The 20,023-nt window shown below is 69.4% G+C and carries 25 protein-coding genes; 9 read left to right on the forward strand and 16 right to left on the reverse strand.

Translation table 11 applies throughout. The features are described from left to right. Window positions 1-390 precede the first annotated feature (390 nt). Window positions 391-1,647, reverse strand: a complete 1,257-nt coding sequence (tyrS, locus tag ACFY36_RS16455) for a tyrosine--tRNA ligase (protein WP_499746815.1) — start codon at window positions 1,645-1,647, stop codon at window positions 391-393. Window positions 1,648-1,724: 77 nt separating this feature from the next. Here tyrS and ACFY36_RS16460 point away from each other — a divergent pair, with 77 nt between their 5' ends. After that, window positions 1,725-2,474, forward strand: a complete 750-nt coding sequence (locus tag ACFY36_RS16460; RefSeq protein ID WP_499746816.1) for a polyphosphate kinase 2 family protein — start codon at window positions 1,725-1,727, stop codon at window positions 2,472-2,474. Here the strand turns inward: ACFY36_RS16460 and ACFY36_RS16465 are convergent. Next, complete coding sequence (locus ACFY36_RS16465) at window positions 2,462-3,367, reverse strand: LysR family transcriptional regulator (protein ID WP_499746817.1); 906 nt, start codon at window positions 3,365-3,367, stop codon at window positions 2,462-2,464. The two genes, ACFY36_RS16460 and ACFY36_RS16465, sit on opposite strands and share 13 nt — an antisense overlap. Before the next feature lie 67 nt (window positions 3,368-3,434). Between ACFY36_RS16465 and ACFY36_RS16470 the strand changes: the two genes are divergently transcribed. Continuing rightward, window positions 3,435-4,820, forward strand: a complete 1,386-nt coding sequence (locus tag ACFY36_RS16470) for an MFS transporter (protein ID WP_499746818.1) — start codon at window positions 3,435-3,437, stop codon at window positions 4,818-4,820. Between the two features lie 11 nt (window positions 4,821-4,831). Here the strand turns inward: ACFY36_RS16470 and ACFY36_RS16475 are convergent, their stop codons facing one another. The 3 genes from ACFY36_RS16475 to ACFY36_RS16485 are packed head-to-tail and all read right to left on the reverse strand — an operon-like array spanning window position 4,832 to window position 6,593. Continuing rightward, window positions 4,832-5,485 (reverse strand): adenylate kinase family protein, encoded by a 654-nt coding sequence (locus ACFY36_RS16475; RefSeq protein WP_499746819.1) that lies wholly within the window; start codon window positions 5,483-5,485, stop codon window positions 4,832-4,834. 1 nt (window position 5,486) lies between these two features. After that, on the reverse strand, window positions 5,487-6,092 hold the full coding sequence (locus ACFY36_RS16480) for a hypothetical protein (RefSeq protein ID WP_499746820.1): 606 nt from the start codon (window positions 6,090-6,092) through the stop codon (window positions 5,487-5,489). 24 nt (window positions 6,093-6,116) lie between these two features. Beyond that, window positions 6,117-6,593, reverse strand: a complete 477-nt coding sequence (locus ACFY36_RS16485; protein ID WP_499747543.1) for a type II toxin-antitoxin system PemK/MazF family toxin — start codon at window positions 6,591-6,593, stop codon at window positions 6,117-6,119. 31 nt (window positions 6,594-6,624) lie between these two features. On the opposite strand from ACFY36_RS16485, the gene ACFY36_RS16490 reads away from it, so the two are divergent. Continuing rightward, complete coding sequence (locus tag ACFY36_RS16490; protein ID WP_499746821.1) at window positions 6,625-7,212, forward strand: nucleotidyltransferase domain-containing protein; 588 nt, start codon at window positions 6,625-6,627, stop codon at window positions 7,210-7,212. Here the strand turns inward: ACFY36_RS16490 and ACFY36_RS16495 are convergent. From ACFY36_RS16495 to ACFY36_RS16505, 3 genes are all read right to left on the reverse strand, one after another. Beyond that, window positions 7,209-7,976, reverse strand: coding sequence for a CAP domain-containing protein (locus ACFY36_RS16495; RefSeq protein WP_499747544.1), 768 nt, complete (start codon window positions 7,974-7,976; stop codon window positions 7,209-7,211). The genes ACFY36_RS16490 and ACFY36_RS16495 overlap by 4 nt on opposite strands. Window positions 7,977-8,089: 113 nt before the next feature. Next, on the reverse strand, window positions 8,090-8,293 hold the full coding sequence (locus ACFY36_RS16500) for a DUF397 domain-containing protein (protein WP_499746822.1): 204 nt from the start codon (window positions 8,291-8,293) through the stop codon (window positions 8,090-8,092). Next, the gene (locus ACFY36_RS16505) at window positions 8,286-9,161 is read right to left on the reverse strand and encodes a helix-turn-helix domain-containing protein (protein ID WP_499746823.1); all 876 of its coding nucleotides are present in this window, start codon (window positions 9,159-9,161) and stop codon (window positions 8,286-8,288) included. The genes ACFY36_RS16500 and ACFY36_RS16505 overlap by 8 nt, the downstream gene beginning before the upstream one ends. 154 nt (window positions 9,162-9,315) lie before the next feature. Between ACFY36_RS16505 and ACFY36_RS16510 the strand changes: the two genes are divergently transcribed. Further along, entirely contained in the window at window positions 9,316-9,528 is a 213-nt protein-coding gene (locus ACFY36_RS16510) for a hypothetical protein (RefSeq protein ID WP_499746824.1), read from the forward strand. 13 nt (window positions 9,529-9,541) lie between these two features. After that, window positions 9,542-10,336 carry an SAM-dependent methyltransferase gene (locus ACFY36_RS16515; RefSeq protein WP_499746825.1) on the forward strand — a complete coding sequence of 265 codons (795 nt, stop codon included), beginning with the start codon at window positions 9,542-9,544 and terminating at the stop codon, window positions 10,334-10,336. Here the strand turns inward: ACFY36_RS16515 and ACFY36_RS16520 are convergent. Then, complete coding sequence (locus ACFY36_RS16520; protein WP_499746826.1) at window positions 10,305-11,063, reverse strand: hypothetical protein; 759 nt, start codon at window positions 11,061-11,063, stop codon at window positions 10,305-10,307. The genes ACFY36_RS16515 and ACFY36_RS16520 overlap by 32 nt on opposite strands. Window positions 11,064-11,095: 32 nt before the next feature. Between ACFY36_RS16520 and ACFY36_RS16525 the strand changes: the two genes are divergently transcribed. Both ACFY36_RS16525 and ACFY36_RS16530 read left to right on the forward strand, forming a co-directional pair. Further along, window positions 11,096-11,698, forward strand: a complete 603-nt coding sequence (locus ACFY36_RS16525; protein ID WP_499746827.1) for a DNA-3-methyladenine glycosylase — start codon at window positions 11,096-11,098, stop codon at window positions 11,696-11,698. Between the two features lie 20 nt (window positions 11,699-11,718). Continuing rightward, on the forward strand, window positions 11,719-12,474 hold the full coding sequence (locus tag ACFY36_RS16530; RefSeq protein WP_499746828.1) for a RibD family protein: 756 nt from the start codon (window positions 11,719-11,721) through the stop codon (window positions 12,472-12,474). Here the strand turns inward: ACFY36_RS16530 and ACFY36_RS16535 are convergent. Continuing rightward, window positions 12,424-12,876, reverse strand: a complete 453-nt coding sequence (locus ACFY36_RS16535; RefSeq protein WP_499746829.1) for a hypothetical protein — start codon at window positions 12,874-12,876, stop codon at window positions 12,424-12,426. The two genes, ACFY36_RS16530 and ACFY36_RS16535, sit on opposite strands and share 51 nt — an antisense overlap. A gap of 92 nt (window positions 12,877-12,968) precedes the next feature. Between ACFY36_RS16535 and ACFY36_RS16540 the strand changes: the two genes are divergently transcribed. Then, window positions 12,969-13,523: a hypothetical protein gene (locus ACFY36_RS16540; RefSeq protein WP_499746830.1), complete on the forward strand. Its 555-nt coding sequence runs from the start codon at window positions 12,969-12,971 to the stop codon at window positions 13,521-13,523. A 122-nt stretch (window positions 13,524-13,645) separates the two neighbouring features. Next, window positions 13,646-14,308, forward strand: coding sequence for an MBL fold metallo-hydrolase (locus tag ACFY36_RS16545; protein ID WP_499746831.1), 663 nt, complete (start codon window positions 13,646-13,648; stop codon window positions 14,306-14,308). 6 nt (window positions 14,309-14,314) lie between these two features. Here ACFY36_RS16545 and ACFY36_RS16550 read toward each other — a convergent pair whose 3' ends face one another. From ACFY36_RS16550 to ACFY36_RS16575, 6 genes are all read right to left on the reverse strand, one after another. Continuing rightward, window positions 14,315-14,731, reverse strand: a complete 417-nt coding sequence (locus tag ACFY36_RS16550) for a MarR family winged helix-turn-helix transcriptional regulator (RefSeq protein ID WP_499746832.1) — start codon at window positions 14,729-14,731, stop codon at window positions 14,315-14,317. Between the two features lie 76 nt (window positions 14,732-14,807). Beyond that, on the reverse strand, window positions 14,808-15,581 hold the full coding sequence (locus tag ACFY36_RS16555) for an ABC transporter permease (protein ID WP_499746833.1): 774 nt from the start codon (window positions 15,579-15,581) through the stop codon (window positions 14,808-14,810). 38 nt (window positions 15,582-15,619) lie between these two features. Beyond that, window positions 15,620-16,459 (reverse strand): ABC transporter permease, encoded by an 840-nt coding sequence (locus ACFY36_RS16560; RefSeq protein ID WP_499746834.1) that lies wholly within the window; start codon window positions 16,457-16,459, stop codon window positions 15,620-15,622. A gap of 1 nt (window position 16,460) precedes the next feature. Beyond that, window positions 16,461-17,654, reverse strand: a complete 1,194-nt coding sequence (locus ACFY36_RS16565; protein ID WP_499746835.1) for an ABC transporter substrate-binding protein — start codon at window positions 17,652-17,654, stop codon at window positions 16,461-16,463. Beyond that, the gene (locus tag ACFY36_RS16570) at window positions 17,644-18,669 is read right to left on the reverse strand and encodes an ABC transporter ATP-binding protein (protein WP_499746836.1); all 1,026 of its coding nucleotides are present in this window, start codon (window positions 18,667-18,669) and stop codon (window positions 17,644-17,646) included. Before ACFY36_RS16570 ends, ACFY36_RS16565 begins: the two co-directional genes overlap by 11 nt. After that, window positions 18,666-19,943: an aldehyde dehydrogenase family protein gene (locus ACFY36_RS16575; RefSeq protein WP_499746837.1), complete on the reverse strand. Its 1,278-nt coding sequence runs from the start codon at window positions 19,941-19,943 to the stop codon at window positions 18,666-18,668. Before ACFY36_RS16575 ends, ACFY36_RS16570 begins: the two co-directional genes overlap by 4 nt. Between the last annotated feature and the right edge of the window lie 80 nt (window positions 19,944-20,023).

A 20,023-nucleotide genomic window follows, 5' to 3' on the forward strand; every position in this document is an offset into this window, starting at 1 on the left:
CACCGACATCCAAAGACGCCGGCCGGGGTATTACTTAATTGGCACTGGCTTATCAAGCACCCTGTTGAGTTCTCAAAGAACAACCGCTACCCGGTCAATCACCCCGGGGCACTCGCTCAACTTTACTCTCGCTTTTCCGCTTCGTCAACTCCCGGAAATTTTCCGGTAATCGACCAAACAAATCGCTCGAGCCCCGAGAAATTAGCACGGCTATTCGCCGAGCGAATTTCAGGGGTTCCTCCAGGACGGCCGCGCCGGGCCTCTGAAGAGTCCCGCTCGCTCGCCCGTCTCCCTGGCGGCTTGGAAAACATTACAGGCGTCTGAACCCGGATGCCAAATCGGCCCCCTGCGACACCAGTCACAGGAGGCCGATCATGGAAAAACCTAAGGTCAGGCGTCGTACGAGACCCCCGCGAACGACTTCTTCCCCCGGCGAAGCACGAGGAACCGCCCGTGCAACAGCGAGGAAACCGCCGGCACGGCCTCGCCATCGGTGATCCGCTCGTTGTTCACGTACGCCCCGCCCTCGTTGATCGTGCGCCGGGCCTCGTTGGCCGACGCCACGAGACCGGACTCCTTCAGCAGGGTCGTGTACGAGGGCAGCTCCCCCCGGAACGACTGCATCCCCGCCTCGGACAGCGCCGCCTCCAAGGTCGACGGCGACAGCTCCTCCAGCGAGCCCCGCCCGAAGAGCGCCTGCGACGCCGCGATGGCCTGCGACGCCTCCTCCTCACCGTGCACGAGGGCAGTGATCTCCTGTGCCAGAGCACGCTGGGCCAGCCGGGCCTGTGGCCTTTCCGCCGTCGCCTTTTCCAGCTCCTCCAGCTCCTCTCGGCTCTTGAAGCTGAAGTAGCGCAGGTAGTTGTTGACGTCGCGGTCGTCCGAGTTGATCCAGAACTGGTAGAAGGCGTACGGCGTCGTCATCTCCGGGTCGAGCCAGACCGCCCCGCCCTCGGTCTTCCCGAATTTGGTGCCGTCGGCTTTCAGGACCAGCGGCGTCACGAACGCGTGGACCGGGCCGGCCCCGCGCCGGCGTACGAAATCGACTCCGGCCGTGATGTTGCCCCACTGGTCGGAACCGCCGAATTGCAGCGCACAGTCATGACGCACGTGCAATTGGTAGAAGTCGTTGGACTGGAGTAGCTGGTACGCGAACTCGGTGAAGCTGATGCCGCTCTCGAGCCTGTTCTTCACCACGTCGCGGGCGAGCATCTTGTTGATCGGGAAATGCTTGCCGACGTCGCGCAGGAACTCGATGACCGAGGTCGGCCCGGTCCAGTCGAGGTTGTTGACCAGGGTCGCGGCGCTGTCTCCCTCGTACGTCACGAAGGGTGAGAGCTGCGCGCGGATGCGCTCGACCCAGCCCTGCACCACCTCGGGCGGGTTGAGGCTGCGCTCGCTGGACTCCCGCGGGTCGCCGATCTGGCCGGTGGCGCCACCCACCAGCAGCAGCGGCCTGTGCCCGGCCATCTGGAGCCGGCGGGCGGTCATGACCTGCATGAGGTGACCGACGTGCAGGGACGCCGCGGTCGGGTCGAAGCCCACATAGAACGTGATGGACCCGCCGGTCAGTGCGGCGGCCAGGGCGGCCGGGTCGGTCGAGTCCTGAATCAGTCCACGCCACGTCAGGTCGTCTACGAGAGTCACCTCGGCATTGTCCCCCACACGGCGGGCGCGATCACACTGGGTTTCCCTGGCGAAGCGGCACGGGTAGAACTCAAGGAATGAGTCGCCTGGGTAGCGGTGAGCCGCCGATCGAGATCTCCAAGAAGAAGGCTGTGGCCCGGCTGGAGGAGGCGCAGCAGCGTCTGTTGCGCCTGCGTCTGATCCTGGGCGGCCAGATCGGCGAGAAGAAGATCGGACCCCCGCTGACCTGCGTGTTCGAGGGCTGGGACGCGTCCGGTAAGGGCGGCGCCATCAAGCGGCTCGTCGCTCCGCTCGATCCCCGGTTCGTGCGGGTCTCGCAGTTCGCGGCGCCGACGTACGACGAGAAGCGCCACCATTTCCTCTGGCGTTTCTGGCCGAAGCTTCCGGGCTGGGGCGGCATGGCGGTGTTCGACCGTTCCTGGTACGGCCGGGTGCTGGTCGAGCGGGTCGAGGGCTTCGCCACCAAGGAGCAGTGGCAGAGGGCGTACAACGAGATCGTCGAATTTGAAAGGACCCTGACCGCCGAGGGCATGATCATGGTCAAGTTCTGGATGCACGTCTCCTCGGACGAGCAGGCGCGCCGGTTCGAGGACCGGGCGGGTGATCCGTTGCGGCAGTGGAAGCTGACCGACGAGGACTGGCGCAACCGGGAGAAGCGTCCCGCGTACGAGGCCGCGGTGAGCGAGATGCTCGAGCGCTGCGACCCGACCTGGGCCCCGTGGCACGTCATCCAGGGCGACGACAAGCATTACGCCCGCTTCGCCGTGGTCGAGAAGGTGTGCGAGGCCATCGAGGCCGAGCTCACCAAACGCGGCTACGCCTTCTGATCAAAGTCAGACACCGTTTTCCGTACGCGGTCACGAAGCCATCCGTGCTCGCCGTCCGCGTCGTAGCGCTGGTGCCAGGACATGCTGATCGGGATGGGCGGCAGGTCCATCGGCGGATCGAGCGCGACCAGGCCCAGCGCCGCGATGGTGTCACCGCCGAGCCGCCGCGGCATGAGCCCCACCAGGTCGGTGCGGGCCACCACGAACATCGCGGCCGAGAACGTGGGCACGGCCATGGCCACCGACCGCCGCAGCCCGTGCGCGGCGAGGTCGTCGTCGACCGGCCCGGTGAGATGGCCCCGGCGTGACGCGCTGACGTGCTCGGCGGCGGCGAACCGCTCCCTGGTCAGCGGGCCCGGGGCCAGCGGGTGCCCGGGCCTGACCACGGCCACCACGTGGTCGGTGAGCAGCGGTTCGACCCTGATCTCGGGCGGCGTCCGGCCGGCCACTCCGATGTCGAGGTCGGCCACGCCGTCGCGCAGCTCGGAACCCTCGGTGCCCGACCCCTCCCCCAGGAACCGCAGCGCCACGTGCGGCGCCTCGGCCCGCACGCGCGCCAGCAGGGCCGGCCCGATCGAGATGGCGACGTCCGAGGCGAGCAGCGTGAAGGCGCGTTCCAGCGTCGACAGGTCGGGCGCTCCCGGCGGCGTGAAGAGGGCCTGGGCGCGCTCCACGAGAGCGTGCACCTCCGTACGGATGGCCTGGGCCCGGGGTGTGGGAACCATCGACCGGCCGGAGCGGACCAGGATCGGGTCGCCGGTGGCGGCCCGGATCCGGCCCAGGGCGCGGCTGGTGGCCGGCTCGGAGAGATGAAGCCGCCGGGCGGCCCCACCGACGCTGCCCTCCTCGAGCAGCGCGTCCAGCGCGACCAGCAGATTCAGATCCAACTGCATCAGACGCAACTCTCTCTTGCAAAGCTTGCATTTGACGTTAGGTTAGGTCATTTCTACCGTCGAATCCATGCTCAAGAACAAGACTCTGCTGCTCATGTGCGCCGCCGCGGTGACGCTGCAGGCGCTGGTGGCCGGGATCAACCTGGCGCTGCCGCAGCTCGCGGCGAGCGATCTGCACCCCTCCGGGGGCCAGCTCGTCTGGATCGTCGACACGTACGTCATCGTCTTCGCGGCGCTGCTGATCCCGGCCGGCGCGCTCGGCGACCGCTTCGGCCGCAAGGGGGTGCTGATCGCCGGCCTGGTCCTGTTCGCGGTCGCGAACCTGGTCAGCGCGCTCGCCCCGAACGTGGCCGTGCTGGAGGCCGGCCGCGCGCTGTCCGGTGTGGCGGCCGCGCTGGCCCAGCCGGCCACCCTGGCCCTGCTGGTCCACGCGACCGAGCCGAAGCGGCGCCCGCAGGCGATCGCCGTCTGGACGGCGGCGATGGGCATGGGCGGCATGGCCGGCAACCTGATCGCCGGTGTGGTGCTGCGCTGGGCCGGCTGGGCGTCGTTGTTCGCGTTCTTCGTGCCGGTGGCGCTGCTGCTGGCGGCGGGGGTCGCCGCCTTCGTGCCCAAGGCGCCGCGGCACCACGCGAGCCTCGACCCGATCGGCGCCGCGCTGCTCACGGGCGGGGTGTTCGCGCTGCTCTTCGGCATCATCGAGGGGCCGGGGCGCGGGTGGGGCGACGCCGCCGTGCTCGGCGGGTTCGGCCTCGGCCTGCTTCTGGTGACGGTCTTCATCACGTACGCCATGAAGGCCCGTGACCCTCTGCTCGACCCGCGGGTGTTCCGGATCCCGGCGGTTCGCGCGGGCGCCCTGGGTGTGTGCTTCGGGTTCCTGGTGCTCTTCGGGCTGTTCTACGTCAACGCGCAGTTCCTTCAGGACGTCAAGGGCTACTCGGTGCTGGTGACCGGGCTCGCGATCGCGCCGCTGGCGGTCGGCATGGGCCTGGTGACGCGGCGGGCGGTGCCGCTGGCCGAGCGCTTCGGGGCGCGGTGGATCGTCGGGGCCGGGCTCGGGATGATCGCTCTCGGTCTCGCCGCGCTGTCAACGGCGACGGCATCGACGCCGTACGTCATCTATGCGCTCTACTTGCTGATCATGGCGGCCGGCATGGGGCTGTGCACGCCGGCGCTCACCCACGGCATCATGACCGGCCTGCCGCCCGCCCGGGCCGGCCTCGGCGCGGGCGTCAACTCGTCGGCCCGGGAGATCGGGGCCGCGCTCGGCGTCGCGATCATCGGCACGGTGCTCAACTCGCACCACGCGCTGCGCTCGACCGCCGACTTCACGGCCGGCATGCACTTCGGATATCGCCTGCTGGCCGGCGGCCTGGCCGTGACCGCGGTGATCGTCGTGGCCATGTGGCGCGCGCCGGCCGCCGAGCGCGACCTTCAGCTCGCCGGCTCGTGAGCAGCGTGCGGTCAGCTCGTGGGCTTGTGGTCGGGCAGGCCCAGGGCCGTGCGGATGGACTGCTGCACCTCGTCGGCGGAGGGGCTGGCGTCGATGTCGTGGACGAACTCCTTGCGGCGGAACAGCTCGAGGACCGGGCGGGTCTTCTCGTTGTAGTCGCGCAGGCGGGCGTCGAGAGCCTCGGGCGTGTCGTCGGCGCGGGTGATCAGCTCGTGGCCGCAGATGTCGCACCGGCCCTCGACCTGGGGACGGTCGGCGATGAGGTTGTAGTCCATGCCGCAGTTGGGGCACAGGCGGCGGCTGAGCACCCGGCGCCGCACCTCGGCCTCGGCCAGCTCGAGGTGGATCACGCCGTCGATGTCGAAGCTCTCCATGAAGAACTCGGCCTGCCGGCCGTTGCGGGGAAAGCCGTCGATGACGAAGCCGTAGTTCCAGTCGTGCCCGTCCAGGCGCTCGCGCACGATCTTCTCGACCAGGTCGTCGCCGACCAGGTCGCCCGCGTTCATCGTGCGGCGCACCTGGGCGCCGATCTTGGTGTGGTTCTTGACGTGCCAGCGGAAGATGTCACCGACCGCGATGTGCACGAGGTCGAGGTCGTCGCAGAGCAGCTGCGACTGGGTGCCCTTGCCGCTGCCCTGCACTCCCATGATCACGTACTTGCGCATGTCAGCCCTCTCGGTCGGCGGCGCCGATTCGCAGCGGTCCCGGCGCGGGTCGCCCGGACAGCGTGGTCGGATCAATGCTCCAGGCATCGGCCACGGCGAGCACGTCTTTTTCACCGACCAGGACGGTGGTCTCCTCGGTCAGCTCGCCCGGCAGGCCGGCCGCGCGTTCGGCCGAGTCGGGTTCCCCGCTCCATGAGGTGACGTCGCCGGTCTGCCCCACATATCCGAACGCGCGGATCAACCCGCCCTCGGCGGCCCGCTGCCAGCGGTGGAGCTCGGTGACCCGGTGGGTGGCGAAGAACTGCACCTCGGTGCCGAGCTCGGCCGAGAGGGCGACCACGTCGACCGGGGTGCCGGGGCGGATCAGCCAGCGGCCGGCCACCAGCACCCACGCGGTGTCGCGGGCGCCCGGCAGCGGCGGCGTCACGGCGACCCGGTCGTCGGTCAGGTGGGCCAGGTCGATGCCGTCGCGCCACGGCGACGAGCCCAGGTCGCGCAGGCCGAGCGCGTCGATGACCCGGCCCGGGTCGCGGTCGGCGCCCAGCTCGCTGCGGACGGCCAGCCATGCCTGCTTGCCGCCGAATCCGACCATTACCTCGTTCTGCATGGCGTCAACGCTATCCGGCCCGCCTCAGCGCCATCCGTAGTCCTGGCGCAGCTTCGCCGCGACCCGGTCGAAACGGGTGCGGTCGAGCACGGCGCCCTCGCGGCGGATGCCGTCGTGGTCGACCTCGATCACCCGATCGAGGCGGATCCAGCTCGGGCGATCTTCCTTGTCCCAGCTGCCGGCGCCCAGGCTCATCCAGTTGCGCTGACCGTCACGGTCGCTCTGGGAGGAGAGCATCAGGCCGAGCACCGTACGGCCGGAGCGCCCGACCACGAGCACAGGGCGGTCCTTGCCCTGCGACGGGTCGTCCTCGTAGGGGACCCAGGTCCACACGACCTCACCGGGGTCGGCGTCACCGTCGAGGTTGGGCGAGTATTCGACGTGGCGGCCACGCTCGTGGGTGGGTACGTGCCGCACCGGCTTCGGCTGCTGCTGCGGGGAGCGCGGCGCGGGCGCCGGGGTCGCCTTGCCGGTGATCCGGCGGAGAAGGGTCTTGAGAATCTTGGCCACGGCTGCACTCTAGGCTGCCGGTATGACACCGGACATCGAAGCCTGGCAGTCGTGGCACCCGTCGCTGGTCGCCTCGCGGCTGGCCGGTGTCGAAGCCCCCTGGTGCGTGGCCGGCGGCTGGGCCATCGACCTGCACCTCGGCGGTGACCTGCGCGAGCACGAGGACACCGAGATCGCCGTGCCCGAGAGCCGCTTCGCCGAGATCGCCGGGCGCTTCCCCGAGCTGGCCTTCTACGCGCCGGCCGGTGAGGGCGTGCTCGTGCCGGCCACGCCCGGGGCGCTGGCCGAGCATCATCAGACGTGGGCGCTGGATCCGAGCGCCGAGGTGTGGCGGCTCGACGTGTTCCGGGAGCCGCACGACGGCGACATCTGGATCTCGCGACGGCACGAGAGCCTGCGCCGCCCGTACAGCGAAATCATCCTCCGGACCCCGGACGGCATCCCCTACCTCAGCCCCGACGTGGTGTTGCTCTTCAAGGCCAAGCACGCCCGCGAGAAGGACCAGCAGGACTACGACGCGGCCGCGCCCCACCTGACCTCAGCCGAGCGGGACTGGCTCGACCGGGCGCTCGATCTCGTGCACCCCGGCCACGCCTGGCGCTCCCACTAACCCACGAAATCCTGGGTCATCCAGGTGATGCCCTTGCTGTCGCGGACGATGCTCAGGCCGATGCGCTTGAAGCTCGTGCTGAGCAGGTTCTTGCGGTGGCCGTCGTTGGGCGGGGTCTCGGCCAGCATGCTGTCGGTGAGGCCGTTGGCCGCGTTCACCTTGGCCGAGTCGCTGGAGCCGCTCGAGCCGAAGCCGATGTTCTCGCCGGCCGACGACCACTTGACGCCCTGCGCGCTGAACCGGGTGCCGATGCCGCCCTCGCCCGGGCACTGGTGGGACAGGCCGCAGCCGTCGATCATCAGCTGGTTGTGCAGGGCGGCGGCCTTCGAGAGGTCCTCATCGAGGGTGAGAGCGGCCAGGCCCTCGTCCTCGCGGGCCGCGTTGATGTGCGCGAGGACCTGCTCGACGACCGAGCCGCTGGTCGGCGGCGCCGTGGTCTTCGTCTTCGCCGGCGTCGGGACGGCCTGAGCCGTCTTCTTCTTCGACTTCGTGGGGCTCGGCGTGGGCCTGGTGGTGGCGCGGGTCTTCGAGGGGGTGGCCGACGGGGACGGCGACGCGGAGGTGGTCGTGGGAACCGGGGCCGCGGGCTCGCTCGTCCCGGCGCTCTCCGTCGTGGGCGGCACGAGGGGCTGCTCGGCGGCGCTCGGCACCGTCGTCTCGGCTCCCGCATCCCTGCTCAGGCCCACGAAGGTGAAGCCCGAGCCGATGACGACAGAGGTGACTCCGGCCACCAACGTGTAGCGCAGACGGGCGGCGGCATTCATCGACACGGAACCAGGTCACCTTCGGGTCGTGGGGGACGGCTACCCCACTCTGGGGCATCCGCCGCCGTTGTTCCCGTCGGCTAATGAGCGCTTAAGAATCGGCACACGGAGATCTAAAGGTCGAACTCCCCGTCGCGTACGCCCGCGAGGAAAGCCACCCACTCGGCGTCCGTGAAGATCAGAGCCGCGCCCTCGCGGTCCTTGGTGTCGCGGACCGCGACGATCCCCGGCAGGTTGACCGCGACCTCGACGCAGTCGCCACCGTTGCCGCCGCTGCGTGTGCTCTTGTGCCAGACGGCACCGGTCAGGTCAGTCATCGCTCTCCTTGATGATCGTCGCGATGAGATCGTCGGAGTCGGCCTGCCCCAGAGCAACCGACTCCAGTTCCCCCCAGATCGATTCATATGTCTCTACTTCAGCGAGCTTATCCAGATAGAGCGCGCCGGTGAGGTTCTCGCAATAGATCGTTGTCGGCTCCGGGGACGCGGTTCCGACGGCCGGGAACTCGAGGATCGTGAACTGCCCGGAGCTGGCCGCCTTGTGCGGCCCGGCGGCGAACGGAATGACCCGCACACTGACGTTGGGCTGGGTCGAGACGTTCACCAGATGGGCGAGTTGCCGCTGCATACCGAGGGTGTCCGGTACGGCTCGGCGCAGCACTCCCTCGTCGATCAGCACGTCGAGCCGGGGCGCGCCGGGATGGGCGCGGGTCAGCAGCGACTGCCGTTCCAGGCGCATGCCGACCGCGTTCCGCACGGCCGGCTCGTCGTCGCCGATCCATTTCCGGAAGATCCAGTCGGCGTACTCACTGGTCTGGAGAAGGCCCGGAATGACGCTGGGCGCGAAGGATCGCAGGCGGCTCGCGGCCTGCTCCATGCCGACATAGAGCTCGAACCAGGCGGGAACGACATCGCCGTACGCATGCCACCAGCCCTTGGCCTTGGACTCGTGGGCCAGGCCGATGAGCACCTCGGTCATCCGGGGTGTGGCCCGGTAGACGCCGCACATGGCGATGACGTCGTGCTTGCGGACGGCGACCTCGCCTTTCTCGATGCGGTACATGCGGGCCCGGGAGAACTCCAGCTCCTCGGCGGCGCCCATCAGGGACACACCGGCCTGCTCACGGAGCTGTTTCAGCAGGCGACCGACCTGGCGTCTCGGAACGGTCGAACCCGTCTCGGTCATCGATCACTCTCTTTCGGTGTTCCGTTCGAGACAGTCCGACCGTCGCGAACGAGACGGCGAGAATCCATTTGCGGGAATCTCGCCGTGAACCGTTGAGCAATCAGCGTAAGCCATCGAGACTGCTCTCTGTAAGAGATCGAACGCAGGGAGTAGCGTGACCGAACATGTCGGCTCGCGGCCGGCCTGGGAATGTGTGGTCTGCGGCCAGGACTGGCCGTGCGCACCGGCCAAGGTGGAGTTATCCGAGGAATATCGAGGTCAGCAGCCCGCGCTCGGGTTCTATCTGAGGTCGTGCATGCTGTCGGCGATCGACGACTGCACGGCGGGGGATCTCTATGAGAGGTTCCTCGGATGGGCCCCCGCATGATCCAATCAGGAGCGTGACCGACAAGTTCGACACCGGAGTCCCCCACCCGGCACGGCGGTACAACTACTGGCTGGGCGGCAAGGACAACTTCGCCGCCGACCGCGAGTCCGGCGACCTGCTCGCGAAGTCGTACCCGGCCGCGCGCATCGCGGCCCGGGCCAACCGGGCCTTCCTCGGCCGGGCCGTACGCTACGTGGCCGCCGACGCCGGGGTGCGGCAGTTCCTCGACATCGGCACGGGCCTGCCCACGGCCGACAACACCCACGAGGTGGCGCAGCGCGCCGCGCCGAGCTCCAAGATCGTGTACGTCGACAACGACCCGATGGTGATGGCCCACGCGAGGGCGCTGCTGACCAGCACGCCGGACGGCGAGACCCGCTATCTCGAGGAGGACCTGCGCAACCCGGCGAAGATCCTCGAGCAGGCGGGTCAGGTGCTCGACTTCTCGCGGCCGGTCGGGCTGATCCTGGTCGCGGTGGTGCACTTCCTGCCGTCGCAGGAGGAGTCGCTGTCGATCGTGCGTACGCTGCTGGACTCGCTCGCGCCGGGCAGCCACCTGATCGCCTCGATGGCCACGACCGACCTGCTGACCCCTTCGCTGAAACAGGCGTGGGACGAGTCGCTGCGCACGGGACGGTCGGACGTCCACCCGCGCACTCGCAGCGAATTCGAGGCCCATTTCTCCGGCTTGTCGCTGGTCGCACCCGGGATCGCGCCGGTGGCGGACTGGCGGCCCGACCCCTCGGCGGCCGAACACCCGAGCCCGGTCGAGGCCTCTATCTTCGGCGCAGCAGGCCGGAAGAGCTGATCAGGAGCTCCGCCGCGCGCCGGGCGCGGACCGCCTGCTCCACCAGCTCGGCGGCGGCGTCCCGGGCGATCCGGGAGCGCTGGACCAGTTCGAGCTTTCCGGTGGCCTTCATCGCGGCGCGCGGGCGGCGCCCTCGGCTGCCGCTGGGGCGCCGCTCGATGCCGTACCGGATGAGAAGCTCCCGGACCGACTCGGGGCTGACCCCGGTCCGCTCGGCGATCCGGGGGCAGGAGAGGCCGTCGTGGACGTAGAGACGGGTCAGCGAATCGGGCGTGAGGATGCCGCTCAGCCGTGGGCGCGGGCCGGGACGGCCGGGCGACAGACGGTACCGGGCCAGGCGGTAGCGGACCTGCCGAGGGGTGGTGCCGGTGAGCGCGGCGACCTGGGCGACCGTGTAGCCGTCGCGGAGCATCCAGTCGCGCAGCAGCGCCTCGGGGAGCGGGTCGTCGGGCGCGCCGACGTGGAAGTAGCTGCGGTCGGCGACCAGGACGGACGCGGTGACCAGCCGCTCGCGGACCGCCTCGGGCGGCAGGCCGGCGTCACGGCCCGACCGCCACAACTCGATCAGGTGGTCCTGCCCGAGGAAGGGCCGGCCGGCGGAGATCGCGTAGCGGCTCAGCCAGGAATAGCCGGCGGCGCGGCTCAGGCCCAGACGGGGGCCGACCTCGGCGGCGGGCACGCCCTCGAGCACGACCCACCGCTGGAGCAGGTCGGGATCGGGACGCATGCCCACATGATCCCGTGTGATTGGCTGGGCCGGTGAGTTTTCCATGGCTGGACCTGCCGGCGGGTGAGGTCGACGAGGCGGCCCGGCAGTTGCTGGGCTGGCAGCTGACCGCCAACGGGGTGACCGTGCGGCTCACCGAGGTGGAGGCGTACAGCGGGCTGGGCGAGGACCCGGCCAGCCACGCCCACCGCGGGATGACGGCCCGCAACGAGGTGATGTTCGGCCCGGCCGGCACGTTGTACGTCTACCAGATCTACGGAATGCACTTCTGCGCCAACATCGTCTGCGGCGAGGAGGGCCGGGCGGCGGCGGTGCTGCTCCGGGCCGGCTCGGTGGTTTCGGGCCTTCCACTCGCCCGTTCGCGCCGACGGGCCACTCGACGCGACAGTGATCTGGCGGCCGGGCCGGCGAAGCTGATGCAGGTGCTGGCCCTGGACCGCTCGGCCAACGGCTCGTCGGTGATCGACGGGACGGGCCCGTTGACTGTCTCTCCCCCGGCGGCGGCGGTCGGTGCGGTCGCCGCGGGTCCGCGGGTCGGTGTCACCTCCGCGCACGACGTGCCCTGGCGTTTCTGGATCTCGGGCGATCCGAGCGTGAGCGTCTATCGGCGGCACACGCCCCGGAAAGTGTCGTAGGTGGCTGGTAAGCCTTCAGCATGACTTCTCTTCGGCCTCGGGTCGTGGTGTCGGCGCAGATGTCGCTCGACGGGCGGATCACGCTGCATCGTGATCATCTGCTGATGACGTCGCCGGAGGTGTGGGCGTCGTTGCGGCCGCCGAGCGCCGACGCGGTGGAGGCGGCGCGGTCGGCCCAGATCGCGTCCCTTCACCAGCCGACGGCGATGCTGGAGGGCAGCGGGTCACTGGTGACCTCCACGGCGGAGCCGATGCCGGGCCCACCGGCCGGGCCGTGCGACGACTTCGTCATTCCGGCCGCCAAGTGGTTCACGGTGGTGGACCGCCGGGGGCGGGTGCGCTGGACGATGAAGGAGAACGACGGCTATCACCTGCTCGTTCTCGTCTCCCCGGCGACACCGGCGGCCTATCTGTCCTACCTGCGCGACGAGAGGATCTCCTACCTCGTCGCCCAGGACCTCCGCGAAGCCCTGGAGAAGATGAGGTCGCGGCTCGGGGTCACGTGCGTCGTGTCGACGGCGGGCGGCGGGGTGAACGGGGCGCTGCTGCGGGCCGGGCTGGTCGACGAGGTGCAGGTGGTGATCTATCCGGCGCTGATCGGGGGCGCGGACACGCCGTCGCTGTTCGACGGGGAGCCGCTGGGGCCGGGCGAGCTCCCGGCGTCGATGCGATTGCTGAGTACGCACGCCGAGCCGGACGGCACGGTCTGGCTCCGCTACGAGGTCCTAGACGTGGATCAGGATCTGCTTGACGGGGTGGCCGAGGAGGATGGCTAGCTCGGCCAGCTCGTCCTCGGTGAACGAGGGGTCGTCACGGTCGGGGTTGAGGATGGCGATCTCGAACCGGGCGAAACCGCACGGCCAGTCGAAGCCGAGGGTGTCGAGCCGCACCTGAGCGTTGCAGCAGGGCACGACGATGCCGAGGTCGTCGAACTCGCCCTCGGATTCCTCGGTGAGCTCGGCCCACCACTCGAGGGGAATGTCGGCGCCGCAGTTCGAGCAGGTGATCCGGGAAAGATTCTCACCGGCGTCGACAACCGTGATCCGGTCGTAGAACTCGGACGTGACCTCCTGGCTGACGCCGACGCTGCGCACGTAGTCCTCGGCACGCTCGGCGGCCTCGCCCTCCGGCTGCCAGGTGGGGTCGGTGGGGATCACGCAGGCATAGGAATCGCTCATCTCGCGCCAGATCATACGACCGTTCCGGTCGCGGCGGACGTACCGGCGGAAACCGCCGCACGACAGGGCCGGGGCGGCTAGCGTCCGCAATGATGGTTCCCCAGCGGTGGTTGATCGTGTGCAGCGCGATGTGCTCCGCCGGCCTGATGTGGTCGGCCGTGCTCATCGGCGCCCTGCTGGCCGGGGTACGTCTGCTCCCCACCCCGGCGGCGGTGGGCGTGGCGGCGATCCTGGCCGTGCCCGGTGTGATCGCGGGCGTGATCGGCAACCGCTGGTACTACCGGACGACCCGCCCCCGCCGAGCCTGGAGCCTGACGGCGTGGGTGCCGCCGCACGTGCCGCACTGGGCGAGCATGCTGGCCGGCGTCATGTTCTTCGCCTTCTGGCTGTCGGTGGTGCTGGCCTTCGCCGGCCTGGACGGCGACACCGAGATCCGCAACGGCCAGTACGTGCTGAACGACAACGGCCGCTTGACGGTGGTGAACGAGGCGGACTACGAACGCCAGCACGACTTGGAACAGCAGATCTCACTGGGGATCCTGGGCGCTCTGGCCGTGGGCGGCACCTTCATGACAGGCGCGGTCCTGACGCACAACGCCGCCCCCGTCCCCACGGAGACCCAGTCGGCCGGCCAGCCCCTCGCCTGACCGTGCCACCTCTCCTGCTCAGCGCGCTTCACCCTTCGCCCGGTCGGTGGCGCCCGGCACTCAGTCTTGCCGGAGAAGTACAGCAAGACTGTACAGTTGCGCTGTACCTGAGGAGGTCGCCGATGAAGCTCACGAAGTACGACCACGCCTGCGTGACTCTGACCAAGGACGGGCGCACGATCCTGGTCGACCCGGGAACCTTCACCCCGGACGCGCCGCGGCTTGCCGGTGAGGCCGACGCTGTGCTCGTCACGCATGAGCACTTCGACCACCTTGACGACGGCGTCGTGCTGGCCGCCATGCGAGAACGGCCTGGTCTGCACGTCTACGGGCCGGCGGCGGTCACCGCGAAACTCGCCGGGCAGATCCCGCCCGAGGCGGATCCGGGTGAGCGGCTGGTCACCGTGCGGGCGGGCGACACCTTCGAGGTTGCCGGATTCTCGGTTACGGCGCACGGCGGTGAGCACGCCCTGATCCACCGTGACATCCCGCAGGTCGACAACGTCGGCTACCTGGTCGACGGCTCCGTCTACCACCCCGGCGACGCTTACTTCGCTCCCGGCGTTCCGGTGCCCACCCTGCTGCTGCCGACCAGCGGGCCGTGGACGAAATTCGGCGAGGCCGCCGACTTTGTCCGGGCGGTTCGCCCTGAGCGCGTCGTCCAGATCCATGAGCTCATGCTCAGCGACCTGGGCCAGAACTCGGCCGCCATGCTCCTGGGTGAGAACGGGCTGACCGGGCTTCCCCTGCACCGCCTGCCGGCCGGTGAAAGCCTCGACGCCTGACCGGCCTTATCGGCGGGGCCGCAGTTTGCCGAGGATCTCGGGGATCCGGTCCACGATCGCGCGCTCCTCGTCGTCCAGGTCGAGGCGGATCGCCTCGGCTATGCCGGAAGCCCGATGGCGCCGCTCCTCGGCCAGGGCGGTCCGGCCCTCGTCCGAGATCGCCACGACCACCTGGCGCCGATCGGTGCCGTGCGGCTTCAGGTCGACGAGGCTCTGATCGTGCAGCAGATGAACGGTCCGCGTCATCGACTGGTGCCGCACCTGCTCCCGGCGCGCCAGCTCGGCGATCGAGACCGCTCCGCCCCGATCGAGATGACCGAGCACCGCGGCCTGCCCCGGCGGCATCCGGTCCCCCGCCCTGGCGCGCCGGACGAAGTCGCCGACTGCCGCCCGCAGCGCTTCCGCCAGCTCCGTCTCAGTCACGCGCCAAACCTACAGCAAGGCTGTATAGCTCGCCGCCGGAAAGGGGATGGCGGCCGGCGAAACGTCGCAGCGAGGGTCAAGTGCGGCTGGCGCCTGCTTCGGGGCCGGCCAAGCGCTGGGCCAGCCAGACCGGCAGTACTGAGAGGACTATCAGGGCGGCTGCGACGACGTTGACCACGGGGGCCTGGTTGGGGCGGAACAGATTGTTGAAAATCCAGATCGGCAACGTGGTTACGCCTGGGCCCGCCGTGAATGTGGTGACGATGATTTCGTCGAACGACAGGGCGAAAGCCAGCAGACCGCCGGCCAGCAACGCTGACCTCATCAACGGGAACGTGATGTAGCGGAACGTCTGGAAAGAGGAAGCGCCCAGGTCCGAGGAGGCCTCCTCGAAATTGACGCCGCTGCGCCGGAGGCGGGCCAGGACGTTGTTGTAGACCGTGACCACGCAGAATGTCGCGTGGCCGACGATCACTGAGAACAAGCCCTTGCCCAGGCCCAGTGGGGCGATCACCGAGCGCCACGCGCTGTCCAGGGCTATGCCCGTGACAATTCCGGGCAGGGCTATCGGCAGGACTATCAGCAACGACACGGTGTCGCGGCCGAAGAACTTGAAGCGCTGTACGGCGAAAGCCACCATCGTGCCCAGCACCAGCGCTATCGCGGTGGCTCCCAAACCCGCCTTCACCGAGGTCAACAGGGCATCCCGGGCTCCCGCGTTGTCCCAGGCGGCGGACCACCAGCGGGTCGTCCAGTCGTGTGGGGGCCAGGCGAAGGTGCGGTCGCCGTTGAAGGAATTGACCAGCACCAGGAGCAGGGGCACGTAGATGAACGTCAGCCCCACGGCCATGAACGCTCGCAACGCCCAACGCGACCAGGGTGACAGGGTCACAGTTCCTCCAGGGCGCCCGAGCGGCGGACCGCGACCAGGTAGATGACCATCACCAGGACGGGGATGGTGGCGATCGCCGCGGCGAACGGAAGATTGTTGGCGGCGCCTATGTTGGCGTACACCAAATTGCCCAGAAGCTGGGTTTTGCCGCCGACGATCTGGACGGTGATGTAGTCGCCCAGGGACAGCGAAAAAGTGAAGATCGAGCCGGCGAAAAGGGACGGCACGATCAGCGGCAGCACCACTGCCCGGAATGTTCGGCCGGGGCGGGCGCCCAAATCGCCCGAGGCTTCCAACAGCGACGTGGGCATGCGTTCGAGGCCGGCGTAGATGGGCAGGATCATGTACGGCAGCCACAGGTACGACAGCACGATGATGGTCGCGAGGAGACCGTACCCGGGACCGTGCCCTAGAAAGAGCCAGTCGATCGGGCCGTCGTTGGCCAGCAGGACGCGCCATGCGTACGCCTTGACCAGGTAGGACGCCCACAGCGGGGTCAGGATGGCGATCACCAGCCAGTGCCGTGAGCGGGGTGAGGCGACCTTGGCCATGAAGAACGCCATGGGCAGGGCCAGCACCGCGCAGATGACCGTGACCGACGCGGCCACGCCCAGGCTGCGCAAGGTGACGTTGCGGTAGACCTCCTCGGTGACAAGGGTCCGGAAGTTCGCCAGAGTGAACTCCCGGACCACCTCGCCGGTGAACCCGTTGACGGTCCAGAAGGCCGAGACCAGCAGCACGGCGAGCGCGCCGAGATAGGCGACGACCAGCCACAACAGGGGCGCCGAGAGCAGCGCGGCCAGGCGCAGCCGCGGATGCCGGTGAAAGACGGTCACGCTATCCCTTGATCGTCGTCCAGGCCTGGGTCCAAGCCGCGTAGTCCTTGCAGGTCACATCCGTACGGCCGTCCACGCACTGCGCGAGCGGCGTTGTCCAGGACCAGACCTGCTCGAAGTAGGCCTCGTCCTCGGCGTGGAAGGTCGCGCAGTGGTTCTTGTCGGCCGTCTCGGCGCAGGACAGCTTGTTGGCCGGCGCCTCGCCGAACCACTCGGCCACGCCGGCGTTCGCCTTGGGCGAGATGATGTGGTTCATCCACAGGTAGCCGCAGTTCGGGTGCTTGGCCTTGGACGAGATCATCCAGGTGTCGGACCAGCCGGTCGCGCCCTCGGTGGGCAGGATCGCCTCGACCGGGGCCTTGTCGGCCTTGGCCAGGTTGGCGATGACCTGCCAGGTGGTGCCGAGCACGGAGTCGCCGGACTTGAAGGCCTGCACCTCCTTGGTGTAGTCCGACCAGTACTCGCCGATCAGCTTGTTCTGCTCGGTCAGCAGGTCGGTCGCCGCTTTGAACTGGGTGTCGTCCAGGGCGTACGGGTTCTTGATGCCCAGGTCCGGCTTGGTCTTCATGAGATAGAGGGCGGCGTCGGCGATGTAGATCGGCGAGTCGTACGCCGTGATCTTGCCCTTGTACGGGGAGTTGGGGTCGAAGACGGCGCTCCACGAGGTGGGGGCCGGCTTGACCGTGTCGGTGCGGTACATGAGCAGGTTGGCGCCTCGGCCGTGCGGGACGCCGTACGGCTGCCCGTCCACCGAGTTCCACTGCTTGTTCTTCAGGCCCTCGAAGACGTCCTTGTAATTGCCGATCAGGTCGGTGTTCACGGGGGCCACGTCGCCGCCGTAGATCAGGCGCAACGACGCGTCGCCGGAGGCGGACACCACGTCGTACTCGCCGGTCTTCATCAACGCGACCATCTCGTCCGACGTACCCGCGACCTTGGTGTTGACCTGGCAGCCGGTCTCCTTCTCGAAGCCGGTGACCCAGTCGACCTTGGGGTCGGTCGAACCGTCCTCGACGTATCCGGCCCAGGCGATGACGTTGACCGAGCCCTCGCCGGCGCCGAGCGCCGCCATCTTGTCGACCTTGGGGACGCTCAGGCCGCCCGGGCCGGAGCCGCTTTCGTTGTCGGAGCTACCACATCCAGCGAGCGCGAGCGCCAGCGCGCCCACAGCCAGAAAAGTGACTTTATGCCGCATCAGCGTTCTCCTTTATCGAGATGACGTGCTCCGCGTGCCAGGTCAGGCGAACCCTCTTCCCCCGCATCTCCCCCAGCGCGGCCGTTCCGGTGCGCCGGTTCTGCTCGACGACGGTCACCCGCGCGCCCGCGTCCAGGTCGACGACGAACCTGGTCACCGGTCCCGCGTAGATCACTTCGGCCACGGTCCCGGGCACGCCGGCTTCGCCGTCGCCATTCAAGGTCAACTTCTCCGGCCGTACGGCGTAAGCACCGTCCCGCCCGAAGACCGAGCGCGCCGCTTCACCGGTGAGCAGATTGGACGTACCGACGAATCCCGCGACGAACGGCGTAGCGGGCCGTTCGTAGACCTCCTCGGGCGTGCCGACCTGCGCCACCCGGCCGTCGTCGAAGACGGCGACCCGGTCGCTCATGGTCAGCGCCTCGTCCTGGTCGTGGGTGACGAAGACGAAGGTGATGCCGACGTCGCGCTGGATCTGCTTGAGCTCCACCTGCATCTGCTCGCGCAGTTTGAGGTCGAGGGCGCCCAGAGGCTCGTCGAGCAGAAGCACCTTGGGCCGGTTGACCAGGGCGCGGGCCAGCGCCACCCGCTGCCGCTGCCCGCCGGACATCTCGCGCGGCCGCCGCTGGCCGAAGCCGTCGAGGCGCACCGAGGCGAGCGCCTGCTCGGCCCGCTCCCGGCGCTGCTTGCGGGGAACCTTGCGGACCTTGAGGCCGTACTCGACGTTCTCGATGACGCTCAGGTGAGGGAAGAGCGCGTAATCCTGGAAGACGGTGTTGACGTCCCGTTCGAAGGGCGCCAGGCGGGTGACGTCGCGGCCGCTGAGCTCGACCCGGCCGGCGGTCGGCAGCTCGAAGCCGGCGATCATCCGCAGCACGGTCGTCTTGCCCGAGCCGGACGGGCCCAGCATGGAGAAGAACTCGCCGTCGGCGATCTCCAGGTCGATGCCGGCCACGGCCTCGACCGCTCCGAACGACTTCTTCAGACCGGTCAGCTTGATCGCCGGCTCGCTCATGGGGTCACCACCACCGTCTTGAGATCGGTCAGGTCCGCCACGGAAACGGGCAGCGGAAACGTGGGCACCTCGTTGACCAGGACGGCGGCGAAGCGCAACTCGCGGGCCGCGAGCAGGGCGGCGCCGAGGTCGGAGGTGAAGATCGCGGCTTGGGTTCCGGGGCCGCTTTCGTCGGCTTCGTTGGCTTCGTTGGCCAGGCGAATGGCTTCGGTCAGTCCAGCGAACGGCTTCACCGCGACGGCGGGGATGGCGTCGGTCGCCTCGTCGAGGGGATCGCCTGTCCTGCGCGCCGCGATCGCGTCATGGAGCTCGGCGACCAGACGGTCGTGGAGCGCCTGGTCGACATAGAGCGAAATATCGCCCCGAAGCGCGGTGACCACGCGGCCGGGATCGGCATCGGCGCCGACGATCACGGGAAGGGGCGCCTCGAAGGCGAGGAGCAGCCGCTTGCCCGCGGCGGCCTCCCGCAGGCGCGGCCCGGCGCCGGCGGCGCCGTTGAAGAACAGAACGGCCGGCTCCGGGTGCAGGAGCAGGGGCGTCTCCGCCGCCGGCCCGGTGACCACCGAGATCCAGTCGCCGGGCAGCCCCGCCTCCACCAGGAGCTCGGCCAGCCGAATCGCCGTGACCGGCGTCCGGTCCGAGGGCTTGAGCACCACCGGGCAGCCGGCCGCGATCGCCGGCCCGAGCACATGAGCCACCAGTGGAAACCGCCCCGACGAGACCACCGCGACCACGCCGGCCGGCCGCCGGAGCGTGAACCCCAGCCGCTCTTCCACGCCCCCACCTGGCCCGGGCGCGAATCGGCCGCCCTCCCCACCATTCGGCGCAGACGCGAACCGGCCGACCACCTTTCCGCCCGGCGCGGCCGGCCGGGCAGTCGCTGAACGATCGGGCGGAGCGGCGAACAGGCCGGTCAGGGGGAACATGTCGCCGGTCAGGTGGCGGGCCTCGGAGGCGGCGTGGCGCAGCGTCGCGGCGGCCTGGGTGGCTCCGGCTCGGGCGGTGCGGATCGGGTGGGCGGACTCGCGGGCGATCGTGACCGCGAACTCCCCGGCGCGCTCGGCCAGCAAGCCGGCCGCTCGTTCCAGGACCTCGGCGCGGCGATGCCACGGGAAGTCGTCGCGGTGCAGGGCCGCCCCGGCGGCCGCCACCGCCGAGGCGACGTGATCGGGGCCGAGCGCCGGCACCCGGGCCACGGGCGAGCCGTCGTACGGGCTCAGCACCTCGATCCACTCGGCCGAGGTGGCCGGGCGGCCGCCGATTCGGGGCGTCACCTGCATCAACGCGGCGCCCCCTCCCGAAGTGTGTTGCAGGACACCGTAGAGCGACGTGCTGATGTCGGTAAATGGACGAG

The sequence above is a fragment of the Actinoplanes sp. NPDC000266 genome, from assembly GCF_042899005.1.
Classification (GTDB): Bacteria; Actinomycetota; Actinomycetes; order Mycobacteriales; family Micromonosporaceae; genus Actinoplanes.

What these genes read in the sequence shown, in the direction of transcription:
- ACFY36_RS16555 (WP_499746833.1), bottom strand. Translation starts at nt 15,581, where the DNA reads ATGGCCGTGGGGCTGACGTTCATCTACGTGCCCCTGCTCCTGGTGCTG.
- ACFY36_RS16535 (WP_499746829.1), bottom strand. Translation starts at nt 12,876, where the DNA reads ATGAGCGATTCCTATGCCTGCGTGATCCCCACCGACCCCACCTGGCAG.
- ACFY36_RS16475 (WP_499746819.1), bottom strand. Translation starts at nt 5,485, where the DNA reads ATGCGCAAGTACGTGATCATGGGAGTGCAGGGCAGCGGCAAGGGCACC.
- ACFY36_RS16570 (WP_499746836.1), bottom strand. Translation starts at nt 18,669, where the DNA reads ATGAGCGAGCCGGCGATCAAGCTGACCGGTCTGAAGAAGTCGTTCGGA.
- ACFY36_RS16490 (WP_499746821.1), top strand. Translation starts at nt 6,625, where the DNA reads ATGACACCGGACATCGAAGCCTGGCAGTCGTGGCACCCGTCGCTGGTC.
- ACFY36_RS16505 (WP_499746823.1), bottom strand. Translation starts at nt 9,161, where the DNA reads ATGACCGAGACGGGTTCGACCGTTCCGAGACGCCAGGTCGGTCGCCTG.
- ACFY36_RS16460 (WP_499746816.1), top strand. Translation starts at nt 1,725, where the DNA reads ATGAGTCGCCTGGGTAGCGGTGAGCCGCCGATCGAGATCTCCAAGAAG.
- ACFY36_RS16520 (WP_499746826.1), bottom strand. Translation starts at nt 11,063, where the DNA reads ATGCGTCCCGATCCCGACCTGCTCCAGCGGTGGGTCGTGCTCGAGGGC.
- ACFY36_RS16545 (WP_499746831.1), top strand. Translation starts at nt 13,646, where the DNA reads ATGAAGCTCACGAAGTACGACCACGCCTGCGTGACTCTGACCAAGGAC.
- ACFY36_RS16500 (WP_499746822.1), bottom strand. Translation starts at nt 8,293, where the DNA reads ATGACTGACCTGACCGGTGCCGTCTGGCACAAGAGCACACGCAGCGGC.
- ACFY36_RS16470 (WP_499746818.1), top strand. Translation starts at nt 3,435, where the DNA reads ATGCTCAAGAACAAGACTCTGCTGCTCATGTGCGCCGCCGCGGTGACG.
- ACFY36_RS16495 (WP_499747544.1), bottom strand. Translation starts at nt 7,976, where the DNA reads ATGAATGCCGCCGCCCGTCTGCGCTACACGTTGGTGGCCGGAGTCACC.
- ACFY36_RS16565 (WP_499746835.1), bottom strand. Translation starts at nt 17,654, where the DNA reads ATGCGGCATAAAGTCACTTTTCTGGCTGTGGGCGCGCTGGCGCTCGCG.
- ACFY36_RS16540 (WP_499746830.1), top strand. Translation starts at nt 12,969, where the DNA reads ATGGTTCCCCAGCGGTGGTTGATCGTGTGCAGCGCGATGTGCTCCGCC.
- ACFY36_RS16465 (WP_499746817.1), bottom strand. Translation starts at nt 3,367, where the DNA reads ATGCAGTTGGATCTGAATCTGCTGGTCGCGCTGGACGCGCTGCTCGAG.
- ACFY36_RS16480 (WP_499746820.1), bottom strand. Translation starts at nt 6,092, where the DNA reads ATGCAGAACGAGGTAATGGTCGGATTCGGCGGCAAGCAGGCATGGCTG.
- ACFY36_RS16530 (WP_499746828.1), top strand. Translation starts at nt 11,719, where the DNA reads ATGACTTCTCTTCGGCCTCGGGTCGTGGTGTCGGCGCAGATGTCGCTC.